Origin of the sequence: Nesterenkonia sp. CL21, assembly GCF_031705515.1 — a bacterium.
In the GTDB taxonomy this organism is placed as follows: Bacteria; Actinomycetota; Actinomycetes; order Actinomycetales; family Micrococcaceae; genus Nesterenkonia; species Nesterenkonia aethiopica.
Genome location: NZ_JAUTWR010000001.1, coordinates 1,004,070 through 1,016,166, shown reverse-complemented (window position 1 = coordinate 1,016,166; position 12,097 = coordinate 1,004,070). Strand labels below are relative to the sequence as shown.

The window sequence follows — 12,097 nt, the reverse complement described above, 5'->3', positions numbered from 1 at the left end:
CCGCTTCCCTGGATGCCGCCGCAGGACGTCGCGCGTAAGCTGTGACCTGGGCATCGTGGCCCTCCAGCCATCCGGAACCGACCTTGTGGAGGCCTCCCAGACATGTCACCCCGCATCGCCGACCGTCGTCCGAGTGGTCTCGGAGGCCACCAGCCAGATGGTGCCTCACCTGCCCGACGGAGCCCGAGTGCGCGTCTGACGGCGCCGCTGCGGCGGCTCCGTGAGTCGCTGGCCGCTGCTCCCGCGAACCCCGAGCCCAAGACGCCCTGGGTGCGGGCCTCGGCGCTCGGGGCCGGCACGGGGCTGGCCGCAGGCATGGCCCTGGCGGGGGCCGCCTCCGGGCTGGCCGGCTATTTCGCCCGCATGGTGGTCACTCCCGTCAAGGAGCACGTGGAGGACCTGGAGGTCCTGGCGGTGGTGCGCGGAGCCGACGGCGACGAAGTCATCCTGCCTGCCACGCCCGAGACCGTGGTGCCGGGGACCTACGGCCTGAACTTCCATGGCGGCCGTGCCAGCGCACGCATCGGAGAGATCACCTCCTTCAGTCCGCGGGACGGCACGATCGCCCGGCGGGTGGAGAAGGTCTATCACGGAGACCTCCGCAAGGTCTCGCGCGGCTGGTGGACCTCGGTGCCCGACCCGACCCCGGGGGATGCCGGTCATCCTTTCGAGGACGTGCTGATCGACCTGCCCGGCGGGCCCGCACCGGCCTGGCACGTGCCCCCGCGGACGCGCACCGGTCCACTGGCAGACCGCAACGTGTGGGCGATCATGGTCCATGGACGGGGCGGACGCCGCACCGAAGGCATCCGCGCCCTGGGGGTCGCCGACCGCCTCGGCATCGATTCGCTGCTCATCTCCTACCGGAACGACGGCGAGGCGCCTGACGCTCCTGACGGGCGGTATGGCCTGGGCATCACCGAGTGGGAGGACGTCGACGCCGCCGTGCAGCACGCCCTGGACCAGGGCGCCGAGGACGTCCTGCTCTTCGGGTGGTCCATGGGCGGCGCGGTGGCGCTGCAGACTGCGGACCGCTCCCGGCTTGCCCCGGCCATCCGTGGCCTGGTGCTCACCGGACCGGTGGTCGACTGGATCGACGTGCTCGCCTACCAGGCACGGGCCAACAGGATCCCGGAGGCGGTGGGGCGGCTCGGCCGCTGGTTCATCTCCCATCCCGCGGGACGACGGGTCACCGGACTGGCCGCACCGGTGGATCTCAAGGCGATGAACTGGATCGACCGCGCCGAGCAGCTGCATGTGCGGACTCTGATCCTGCACAGCAGCGACGACGACGTCGTCCCCTACGCTCCGTCGCGGAACCTTGCCGAGCGGAATGAGAAGGTCAGCTTCGTGCCCTTCACCCAGGCGCGGCATGTCAAGGAGTGGAACCACGACCCCCAGCGCTGGGAGAGCAGCGTGGAGCAGTGGGTCGCCGAGCTGTTCACCGGTGACGCCCCGGCCCACCTCAGCTCAACGACGCGACGTGCTCGGTGACATTGCGCTTGATGCGGCCGAGCATGGCTGACATGCCACGCAGGCGCAGCGGTGTGATGGCCTTCGCCAGGCCCAGCCGGGTCGGGACGTCGTCCGGGGTGGCCAGGATCTCGTCGTAGCTGAGCCCGCTGAGTCCCTGATGCAGGATCGAGGCGAAGCCGCGGGTCGTCGGGGCCTCGGGCGGGGCGGCGAAGATGATCTCCGCGGTGCGGGCCTCGTCGTCGAACTCGAAGGCCAGGAACAGCGGGGTCTGGCACTCCACCACCTGCTCCATGGTGTCGGCACGGTCCTGATACTGCTCCGGCACGTCCGGCAGCTCGCGGGAGAGCTCCAGGAGCAGCTCCAGCTTCTGCTGGTCCGGGACCGCCTGGAACTCCTCGACGATCTCAGCCAGCGGTTCGGGAAGGCCGGCGGTGGTAGTGGTCATCATGTCTCCAGGATAGGAGAGCGGGGCGGGATGCGTCGTCCGGCGCCCCGCCCGCTCAACGGCTCAGCGGCCTGTGGGCGCCTCGCCCGGCTCCTGGCCGACGGCGATGGGCAGGCGGACCGAGTTGCCCCACTCCGTCCAGGAGCCGTCGTAGTTGCGGACGTGGCGGTGCCCGAGCAGGTGCTGGAGGACGAACCAGGTGTGCGAGGACCGCTCGCCGATCCGGCAGTAGGCGATGACCTCGTCCGCCTCCCCGATGCCGGCCTCCTCACGGTAGATGCGCTCCAGCTCCTCGCGGGGCTTGAAGGTGCCGTCCTCCTCGGCGGCTCGGGCCCACGGGACGGAGGCGGCCGAGGGGATGTGGCCACCGCGCAGGGAGCCCTCCTCCTCGTAGCCCTCCATGTGGGTGCGCTCACCCGAGTACTCGAGCGGGGAGCGCACGTCGACCAGGGGCTTGCCGAAGTGCTCGAAGACATCCTCACGAAAAGCGCGGAACGTGGAGTCGTCACGGCTGATCACCGGATAGTCGGCACGGGTCGGTTCGGTCCGCTCGGTGGTGACGTCACGACCTTCAGCGATCCACTTCTGTCGGCCCCCGTCCATCAGTCGGACGTCCTCGTGCCCGAACAGGGTGAACACCCAGAGGGCGTAGGCGGCCCACCAGTTCGACTTGTCGCCGTAGAACACCACGGTGGTGTCCCGGCTGATGCCCTTCGACGCCGCGAACTCCGCGAAATGCTCGCCGTCGAGGAAGTCCCGGGTGATCGGGTCGTTGAGCTCGGTGTGCCAGTCGATCTTGACGGCACCGGGGATGTGCCCCGTCTCGTAGAGCAGGACGTCCTCGTTCGACTCGACGAGGACGATGCCGTCGTCGTCCTTGTGCTCGGCCACCCAGTCCGTGGACACGAGCTTCTCGGGGTGGGCGTACTGGCTGAAGTCCTTCTCGCTCATCTGCAGAGCCTCTCTCTCGGGTCGCTGACGATCGTCGCTTCACCTGTGTTCAGCGTATCGAGGCACCGGTTCTGTTCCCATCGCACGTCATGAACCGTCATGCGCCGGGGGAGCACGCCAGTGGGTAGCATGGCCCTCATGCCGACTGATGCCACACCTGATGCCACACCGCTGAGCCGCCGGAGCCCTCAGGTCGGCGTCGGGGAGCTCCTGGAGGGGCTGCAGCCCTCCTTCCGATTCTCCGAAGTCTCCTTCGACTCCTACATCCCGGACCCTGGACACCCCTCCCAGGCCGAGGCGGTGGAGGCGCTGCGGGATTTCGCCGGCACGGTCGGGTCCTCGCGGGGCTCCGGGGGCCTGCTGTCTCGGCTCTTCGGCGGCAGATCCTCGCGGGCGGCCGCCACGAAGCGCGCCGGGGGGATCTATCTCGACGGCGGCTTCGGGGTCGGCAAGACGCATCTGCTCGCATCTCTCTACCACGCCTCACCGGGACAGCGCGCCTTCGGGACCTTCGTGGAATACACCAATCTCGTCGGTGCCCTGTCCTTCCGCCGCACGGTGGACGTGCTCTCCGACTACAGCTTGGTCTGCATCGACGAGTTCGAGCTCGACGACCCCGGAGACACGGTGCTGATGTCCCGACTGATGCGCGAGCTGACCGATGCCGGCGTCAAGCTCGCCGCGACCTCGAACACGCTGCCGGGCTCGCTCGGGGAGGGGCGCTTCGCCGCGTCCGACTTCCAACGGGAGATCCAGGTCCTGGCCGATCAGTTCTCCGTGGTGCGCGTCGACGGGGAGGACTTCCGGCATCGAGGCCTGCCGGAGGCCCCGCCCCCGCTCGCGACCGAGCAGCTCGAGGAGTTCGCCCACGCACATCACCGTGAGGCGGAGATCGTCGTCGACGACTTCGACGCGCTGACCGCGCATCTCACTCAGGTCCATCCGAGCCGCTACCGCCAGCTCATCAGCGGAGTGGAGGTCCTGGTGCTCAAGGACGTCACCACCATCGACGCTCAGTCGCTGGCGCTGCGCTTCGTGGTGCTGGCGGACCGCCTCTACGACCAGGATGTGAAGATCATCGCCTCGGGCGTGCCCTTCGACCAGCTCTTCACCGAGGAGATGATGTCCGGGGGATACATGAAGAAGTACCACCGCGCCGTGTCGCGTCTCACGGCGCTGGCCCGCTCGGGGCAGATGGGGGAGCAGGCGCTCTGAGGGGTGTGCCGCTCAGCCTCCTGCCCATTCGGCAGCACCACTGGCGGCACCAGCGGCAGCACCACCCGAAGCCGGTCCGTGAGCCGTGCCGTCGGCGCGGCACCGGATGTGTTGCGCAGTCGAGAGGCGTAGACTCGATCCTCACCATCGGCCGTCCGCCGAGCCCCGGTCCCAGGATCCGTCGCCGCATCCGGCCACACCCGCGGGCAGTTAACGGGGCGTTCATCGGCGTCTGGTTGGCTGGATGCCGTCGGATCAGAGAAGGGGAGCGTCAGCATGATCAGAGACCAGGTGCAGGACATCGTGGGAGATCTGAACCAGGCCCCCCGGGAGAACCTGCGCGAGTTCATCGACCGGCTCCGTGAAGGCGGCTACACCGTCCAGGACGGTCACACTCCGGATCCCGACCTCATCGACCCGCAGGGCAACGCGGTCGAGACCTGGCAGGAGAACTACCCCTACGAGCAGCGGCTCGAGCGCGACATCTATGAGCTGGAGAAGTACCACCTGCAGGTGGAGCTGCTGAAGTTCCAGTACTGGGCCGAGGATTACGGGCTCAAGCACGTGCTGGTCTTCGAAGGACGGGACGCCGCCGGCAAGGGCGGCACCATCAAGCGCTTCACCGAGCACCTCAACCCCCGGACCGCTCGGGTGGTGGCCCTGAACAAGCCGTCCGACCGGGAGCGCGGACAGTGGTACTTCCAGCGCTACGTCGACCATCTGCCCACTGCCGGCGAGATGGTCCTGTTCGACCGCTCCTGGTACAACCGAGCCGGAGTCGAACGGGTCATGGGATTCTGCTCCGACGACGAGTACGAGGTCTTCATGCGGCAGGCGCCGCAGTTCGAGCAGATGCTCGTCGACGCAGGGATCCACCTGACGAAGTTCTGGTTCTCCGTGACCCAGAAGGAGCAGCGCACCCGGTTCGCGATCCGTCAGATCGACCCCGTGCGGCAGTGGAAGCTCTCCCCGATGGACCTGGAGTCGCTGGACCGGTGGGAGGCCTACACCGACGCCAAGGAGGAGATGTTCCGCCGGACGGACACGGACCACGCGCCTTGGATCACCATCAAGTCCAACGACAAGAAGCGGGCACGGCTCAACGCCATGCGCTACTTCCTCAGCCAGTTCGAGTACGAGGGCAAGGACCACGAGGTGGTCGGGGAGCCCGATCCGTTGATCGTCCGCCGCGGCCGCGACGCCGTGGGCGACTGAGGGCCCGTCAGGACCCCACGGGCGGTCTCTCCGAGACCTCCTGCGCAGCCGCCGGACGCAATGGTCATCACATTCGGGGGCTTGAGGCGATAGAGTGGACACGCTCGCCTCCTCGGTCGTCGTCGACCGTCGACGGCGAGCATCGTGTCATCTGAGCACCTTCCGCGGCCTCACCACAGGGTGGAGGCGGCATGAGGAGACTGCGCCATCCCGGAAACGTCACGGGATTAGGATGCACTCGATCGATCACCAGACCTCGATAAGGAGACTGCATGAGTGCCGATATCGGCGTGACCGGACTGGCCGTGATGGGGGCCAACCTGGCACGGAACCTGGCCCGCAACGGCTACACCGTGTCCCTGCACAACCGGTCGGTGGCCCGCACCGATGCCCTGCTTGAGGCTCACGGGGACGAGGGCAGCTTCGTCCGCACCGAGACCCTCGCCGAGCTCGTCGAGTCGCTGGAGCGCCCGCGGCGGGTGCTCATCATGGTCAAGGCCGGAGCTCCGGTCGACGCGGTCATCGAGGATCTGGTGCCTCTTCTGGACGAGGGCGACATCATCATCGACGCCGGCAACTCCCACTACCCGGACACGCGTCGCCGTGAGGAGGCGCTGCGGGCCAAGGGACTGCACTTCGTCGGCGTCGGTGTCTCCGGCGGTGAGGAGGGTGCGCTCAACGGCCCCTCGATCATGCCCGGCGGATCCCAGGAGTCCTATGAGACGCTGGGCCCGATGCTGGAGAAGATCGCCGCCCAGTACCACGATGAGCCCTGCTGCGCCTGGGTCGGCACCGACGGCGCGGGCCACTACGTGAAGATGGTGCACAACGGCATCGAGTACGCCGACATGCAGGTCATCGGCGAGGCCTACGACCTGATGCGCAGCCTCGCAGGCCTCGAGCCCGCCGCACAGGCCAAGGTGTTCCGGGAATGGAACACGACGGACCTGGCGTCGTATCTGATCGAGATCACCTCGGAGGTCCTGGAGCAGGAGGACGAACTGACCGGCCGTCCGCTGGTCGACGTCGTCGTGGACTCTGCGGGCCAGAAGGGCACCGGCCGCTGGACGGCCATCTCCGGGCTGGAGGTCGGGTCCCCGGTGACCGCGATCGCGGAGTCGGTGTTCGCCCGCTCCATCTCCTCGCAGCGTGATCTGCGGGCCGAGACCAACGCGGCCTTCAGCTCGGGCATCGATGAGAATGCCCCGGCGGCAGAGTTCGGCTCCGACTTCGTCGAGGACGTGCGCAAGGCCCTCTACGCCTCCAAGCTGGTGGCCTATGCCCAGGGTCTCGACATGCTGGTCGCCGCCGGTCAGGAGTACGGATGGGACCTCGACCTGAAGTCCATCGCCTCCCTCTGGCGCGCCGGCTGCATCATCCGGGCCGACCTGCTGGACACCATCATGAAGGCCTACGACGCAGACGCCGAGGATCGCCCCAAGAACCTCCTGCTGGCCGAGGAGTTTACCGAGGCCATCAACGAGTGCCTTCCGGCCTGGCGTCGTGTGGTCGCCGCAGCCGCGCAGCACGGCGTGCCCGCTCCGGTCTTCGCCTCCTCGCTGGCGTACTACGACAGCCTGCGCCGCGATCGTCTCCCGGCCGCTCTGACGCAGGGGCTGCGCGACTACTTCGGCGCGCACACCTATGAGCGTGTGGACAAGGACGGGACCTTCCACACCCTCTGGTCCGGCGATCGGACCGAGATCGAGGCCTGAGTCGGCCCAGGCGGCGACGCCGGCGGTGCAGTCCCTGCCGACGACGTCGCAGGTCTTCTGCCCGAGGCTGGTCCCACAGAGTCAGACGTGACGGAGGCCCGGTCTGCGGCGCGCCCATGATGGCGGGCGTCGCAGACCGGGCCTTCGGCGTGGGATGCACTTTTCGGCGACGCCGGAGCCGGAGTGCAGGGCCCCGGGCAGACGGAGCGATGCTCTAGGATGACGTGATATGACTCACACTTCATCGTTCGCGCATCCAACTGACCCAGGTCAGACGCCAGGATCCACCCCGTCCGCCCGTCTCGGCGACTCCCGGGTCTCGCGCCGGGCGGCCTTGGCAAGCCTCGGTGCCCTCGCTCTGCTGCCGATCGGCCTGCAGGCCGCCGCAGCATATCCCGGGGACTCCTCACAGGCGGAGACACCGACACAGGCGATCCGCAGCTACGACGACATGATCCGCGAGCTGCGGAAGATCGAACACACCTCCCGGGGGCGGGTCACCGTCAACACGCTCGCCGAGGTGGGGACCGCAGAGACCCACTCGGAGCAGGGTCGTGACCTCTACGTCGCCCAGGTGGGGCACGGGGACCGGCACGTCTGGATCCAGGGCCGGATCCACGGGGACGAGCCCTACGGCGTCGAGGCCACCCTGGCCGTGCTCAAGGAGCTGGGCAGCAGCGGCCAGCAGACTGCTGAGCTGCTGCGGGACGAGTTCACCCTGCACATCATCCCGATGTACAACCCTGACGGTTCGGAGATGAACACCCGGACCACCACGCTCTGGGACACGGAGACGGACGCTCCACGCACCGACGACGACGGCAGAGAGCTCACGGTGGATCTGAACCGCGACTGGACGCTGGAGGGGTTCCTGGCGCGCGAATCCCGGGCCTGGTACGAGTACTGGACCAGGGTCCGGCCCAGCTACGCGCTGGACATCCACCATCAGGGGCGGAAGCGCGATCCGGAGACGGGAGAGCCGATCACCTTCTCGCTGGGCATCTCCTTGGCACCGGGCGGCCCCACGCTGCCGGACATCCGTGACGGCGAGTTCGATGTGCTCACCCGTCAGATGGCCTCCCAGGTCTGGCTGGACACGCGCCACCGCGGCCACATCTCCACCGATCGGTACGACGTCGGCGGCGGTCAGGTGATCGACATCCGCGGGGGCGTGGTCTCCGCCATGATGCTGGGACTGGACTGGCAGGGGCTCAACTCTGCCGGACACGCGAACGCGGCGATCTTCTTCGAGACCTCCGGCAACACTCGCGACGGCGACCTCGGACAACGGGGACGGGGCCGTTTCATCCAGCAGAACATCCTGGGTGTGGAGTCCTGGCTCGCAGGCCTGGCCACCGGCGACACCGTCGACCTGGACCCGCAGACCTGGGAGGAGATCCCCCACGCGCCGGTCGAGTACTACTTCACGGACTGGGGCGGTGTGATCCCGGTCGACGAGGTGTGAGACCACCCTGCAGACGGCGCGGAGGCGGCGGACCCGGTGAGGACCGGGGCCGCCGCCTCCGTCGTGTCGGCTCCTGAGGTGGTCAGGAGGTGGTCAGCGCCTCAGGAGAGGAGCGCCGCGACTCAGATGAACAGTGCCGGGTCGAGCGCATACTCCGCGGGGTCGACGGCGGGCTGCCGCTCCTCGTCACGGCGCTTCCGGTCCTTCGCCGGGATGCCGGTGAGGATGGAGTTCTCCGGCGCCGACTTCACGACCACGGCGTTGGCTCCTATGGCGGAGCCGCTGCCGATCTCCACGGGCCCGAGCACCTTGGCGCCGGCGCCGACGACCACGCCGTCCTGCAGGGTCGGGTGCCGTTTCACCGCCTCGAGCGAGCGGCCGCCGAGGGTGACGCCCTGATAGAGCATGCAGTCATCGCCGATCTCGGTCGTCTCGCCGATCACCACGCCCATGCCGTGGTCGATGAAGAACCGACGACCGATCTGGGCCCCGGGGTGGATCTCGATGCCGGTCAGGCTGCGGGTCACCTGGGAGAGAGCCCGGGCGGGGGTCTTCAGGGGCCGGTGCTGCCACATCCGGTGGGCCACCCGGTGGGACCAGATGGCATGCAGACCGGAGTAGACCAAAGCCACCTCCACGTCGCTGCGGGCGGCCGGATCGTGCTCGCGCGCGGAACGGATGTCCTCACGCAGACGCTTGATGATTCCCAAGGTGGATCGGTGCCTTTCGACGTCGACGGCGGGTCACAGCAGGGTATCGGCGCGGTGCCGTCCGCGGCCAGTCGGCCTGGCCGCGGAACGTGGAGCAGTCCCAGGTCAGGGCGGGCTCAGGCGGGACAGGCTCAGGTTAGACGTCGGCCGATGGGTCAGCCGCGGATGTCCTCGTAGAGGAGCGTGGAGATGTAACGTTCGCCGAAGTCACAGGCGACGGTGACGATGAGCTTGTCCCGGAACTCCTCGCGAGCCGCCACGTCCAGGGCGGCGGCCACGTTGGCCCCGGTGGAGATGCCCCCGAGGATCCCCTCCTGCGTGCCCAGCTGGCGCGCAGTCTCCAGGGCCTTGTCGAGGTTGGCGGTGATGACCTCGTCGTAGATCTCGCGGTCGAGGATGTCAGGGACGAAGTTCGGACCGATGCCCTGGATCTTATGCGGCCCTGGGGTCCCGCCGGAGAGGATCGGGGAGTCCTCAGGCTCGACGGCGACGATGTGGAGGTCCGGCTTGTGCTCGCGGAGCCGGCGTCCCGCGCCGGTGATGGTCCCGCCGGTGCCGATGCCGGAGACGAGGACGTCGACGGCGCCGTCGGTGTCCTCCCAGATCTCCTGACCGGTGGTGCTGTAGTGGACCTGCGGGTTGGCCTCATTGGCGAACTGACGGGCCCAGATGGAGTTCTCGGTCTCCTCGACGATGGCTTTGGCCTTCTCCACGGCGCCGCGCATCCCGTCGGCGCCGGGGGTCAGCACGATCTCGGCGCCGAAGGCCCGCAGCATGACCCGGCGCTCAGTCGACATGGTCTCCGGCATCGTGAGCACCACCCGGTAGCCCCGCGCCGCGCCGACCATGGCCAGGGCGATCCCGGTGTTGCCGGAGGTGCCCTCCACGATCGTCCCACCCGGCTTCAGGACGCCGGCGGCCTCCGCGGCGTCGACGATGGCCGTGCCGATGCGATCCTTGACGGAATGCGCCGGCGAGTAGAACTCCAGCTTGACCGCCACATTGCCGGGCAGGTCGGCGTCGAGCCGATTGAGCCGCACCAGCGGAGTGCCGCCGACGGCCTGGGTGATGTTGTCCAGGATCTTGGCCATGGTGGTGAAACCTCTTCCGTGAGGGTGGTGGGATCGGACGCGCAGGAGGGCGGCACGCCGTCGGCGGGACGACGACAGCCCCGATCCTGACTCTATCTGCTGATCAGACGAGGGCTCCGTCACGGAGCCACGGGGCGTAACGCTGGCGCAGCGCCGAGACCTTGGGGTCGATGATCACGCGGCAGTAGCCCACGTCGGGGCGGCGCAGATGGAAGCCCTGGTGCTCCGGCTCGGCCTCGAAGACCCTCCCGAGGGGCTCCAGCGTGGTGACGATCGGACGGTCGTAGGCTGCCTGGACGCGGGCCACGGCCTCTGCGAACTCTTCGCGCTCGGTGCGGTCGGCGTAGAACATCGCCGACCGGTACTGCGTGCCGACGTCGTACCCCTGGCGGTTGAGGGAGGTCGGGTCGTGGCAGCTGAAGAAGACGTCCAGGAGGACCTCCGTGGGCAGGGTGTCGGGCTCATAGGTGATCTCGACGGCCTCGGCATGACCGGTCGTCCCGCTGCAGACGGCGATGTACTCGGCCGGTCCGGTGCCCCCGGTGTAGACGCTGCGCACGGCGGTGACGCCGGCGAGGCGACGGGCCAGGGAGTCCAAACACCAGAAGCAGCCGGCCGCCAGCACCACCGTGCGGGACCTGCGTGGACCGTGCGGGCTGGCATCGTGCGGGCTGGCATCGTGCTGGCCTGGGGGCCGCTCGCCGGCCCCCGGGGTGTTCGTCCTGCTGGCTGGGCTCATGCCTGAGACAACTCCCCGAGCCCTTCGGTCATTCCGGGGCGCGGCGCCGACCGCTTTCATCGCCCGGTGCGTCCCTGGTGATATCCCCGCGGAGAGGGTAGAACTGGTGGCATGGCAGACCATTCCGGCCCTGGAACCCACTCCTCACCGGCTCCGTCCGGTGTCGCCCCCGCGCCTCCTGTGGCCGCAGGCCGCCGTGTGCCGCTGCTGCAGGACGTGCTCGAGATCATCGAGGAGCTGTGGCCGTCCTCGCTGGCGGAGAGTTGGGACGCCGTCGGGCTCGTGACGGGCCGGCGGGATCGGCCCGTGGAGCTGATCCATTTCGCCGTCGATCCCGTGCGCACGGTGGTGGAGGAGGCGTGCTCGGCCGAGGCGGACCTGCTGATCACCCATCATCCGCTGCTGCTGCGGCCGGTGCAGAGCGTCGAGGCGGGGTCGTTCAAAGGCGAGATCGTGCACCGGCTCATCGAGTCCGGATGTGCCCTGCTGACCGCCCACACCAACGGCGACTCGGCGGTCGGAGGGGTCAACGACGTGCTGGCGGAGATCCTCGGCCTCGAGGATGCGGAGCCCTTGCAGGCCGCCGAAGACGGGCTCGCGGAGGAAGGGCTGGGCAGGATCGGCTCCCTTCCCCAGGGCACTACGCTGGGCGACTTCGCCGCCACGGTCTTCTCGATCCTGCCTGCCGTCGCCGGAGGGGTGCGGGTGGCCGGGGATCGGGATGCCTTCATCCGGCGTGTGGCACTGTGCGGCGGCGCCGGCGACGGTCTGCTGCGTGCCGCCCGTGAGGCAGACGCCGATGTGTACATCACCGGTGACCTTCGACACCATCCGGCATCCGAGGCGCGGGAGGCGGTGCGCGACGGACGCCCTTACCTGATCGACGTCTCCCACTTCGCCAGCGAATGGCTGTGGCTGCCCGCCGCGGCCCAGGCCTTGGACCGTGCCCTGGCGGATCGCGGCTACGATGTGGAGGTCGCCGTCAGCGGCATCAACACCGACCCCTGGGACTTCGTCATCACTCCTGGCCGGTGAACCGGCGGAGAGCGTCCTCCTCTCGGTGAGGATGCGCCCG

General features: G+C 68.7%; 11 protein-coding genes. 6 read left to right on the top strand and 5 right to left on the bottom strand.

Translation table 11 applies throughout. The features are described 5' to 3' along the window. The first annotated feature begins 102 nt into the window (after nt 1–102). Nucleotides 103–1,494, top strand: coding sequence for an alpha/beta fold hydrolase (locus Q7C18_RS04545; protein ID WP_311024366.1), 1,392 nt, complete (start codon nt 103–105; stop codon nt 1,492–1,494). Here Q7C18_RS04545 and Q7C18_RS04540 read toward each other — a convergent pair. Together Q7C18_RS04540 and Q7C18_RS04535 are read right to left on the bottom strand one after the other, a co-directional pair. Further along, nucleotides 1,466–1,924: a SufE family protein gene (locus Q7C18_RS04540; protein ID WP_344682991.1), complete on the bottom strand. Its 459-nt coding sequence runs from the start codon at nt 1,922–1,924 to the stop codon at nt 1,466–1,468. The two genes, Q7C18_RS04545 and Q7C18_RS04540, sit on opposite strands and share 29 nt — an antisense overlap. A 60-nt stretch (nt 1,925–1,984) precedes the next feature. Next, complete coding sequence (locus Q7C18_RS04535; RefSeq protein WP_311024365.1) at nt 1,985–2,872, bottom strand: sulfurtransferase; 888 nt, start codon at nt 2,870–2,872, stop codon at nt 1,985–1,987. A 129-nt stretch (nt 2,873–3,001) separates the two neighbouring features. On the opposite strand from Q7C18_RS04535, the gene zapE reads away from it, so the two are divergent. From zapE to Q7C18_RS04515, 4 genes are all read left to right on the top strand, one after another. Beyond that, the gene (gene zapE / locus Q7C18_RS04530) at nt 3,002–4,087 is read left to right on the top strand and encodes a cell division protein ZapE (RefSeq protein ID WP_396954329.1); all 1,086 of its coding nucleotides are present in this window, start codon (nt 3,002–3,004) and stop codon (nt 4,085–4,087) included. Nucleotides 4,088–4,363: 276 nt separating this feature from the next. Then, nucleotides 4,364–5,302, top strand: a complete 939-nt coding sequence (gene ppk2, locus Q7C18_RS04525; RefSeq protein WP_085437035.1) for a polyphosphate kinase 2 — start codon at nt 4,364–4,366, stop codon at nt 5,300–5,302. A 272-nt stretch (nt 5,303–5,574) separates the two neighbouring features. After that, a complete protein-coding gene (gene gndA / locus Q7C18_RS04520; protein WP_311024363.1) occupies nt 5,575–7,017 on the top strand; it encodes an NADP-dependent phosphogluconate dehydrogenase in 1,443 nt (480 codons plus the stop codon). Between the two features lie 229 nt (nt 7,018–7,246). After that, on the top strand, nt 7,247–8,482 hold the full coding sequence (locus tag Q7C18_RS04515) for a M14 family zinc carboxypeptidase (protein WP_311024362.1): 1,236 nt from the start codon (nt 7,247–7,249) through the stop codon (nt 8,480–8,482). 122 nt (nt 8,483–8,604) lie between these two features. On the opposite strand, the gene epsC is transcribed toward Q7C18_RS04515, so the two are convergent. The 3 genes from epsC to msrA all read right to left on the bottom strand — a co-directional run bounded on the left by epsC (nt 8,605) and on the right by msrA (nt 11,022). Further along, a complete protein-coding gene (gene epsC / locus Q7C18_RS04510; protein WP_311024361.1) occupies nt 8,605–9,192 on the bottom strand; it encodes a serine O-acetyltransferase EpsC in 588 nt (195 codons plus the stop codon). A 155-nt stretch (nt 9,193–9,347) separates the two neighbouring features. Continuing rightward, on the bottom strand, nt 9,348–10,283 hold the full coding sequence (gene cysK, locus Q7C18_RS04505) for a cysteine synthase A (RefSeq protein ID WP_311024360.1): 936 nt from the start codon (nt 10,281–10,283) through the stop codon (nt 9,348–9,350). A 103-nt stretch (nt 10,284–10,386) separates the two neighbouring features. After that, nucleotides 10,387–11,022 carry a peptide-methionine (S)-S-oxide reductase MsrA gene (msrA, locus tag Q7C18_RS04500; RefSeq protein ID WP_311024359.1) on the bottom strand — a complete coding sequence of 212 codons (636 nt, stop codon included), beginning with the start codon at nt 11,020–11,022 and terminating at the stop codon, nt 10,387–10,389. A gap of 111 nt (nt 11,023–11,133) precedes the next feature. Here msrA and Q7C18_RS04495 point away from each other — a divergent pair, with 111 nt between their 5' ends. Then, complete coding sequence (locus Q7C18_RS04495; protein WP_083277806.1) at nt 11,134–12,057, top strand: Nif3-like dinuclear metal center hexameric protein; 924 nt, start codon at nt 11,134–11,136, stop codon at nt 12,055–12,057. Nucleotides 12,058–12,097: the final 40 nt, after the last annotated feature.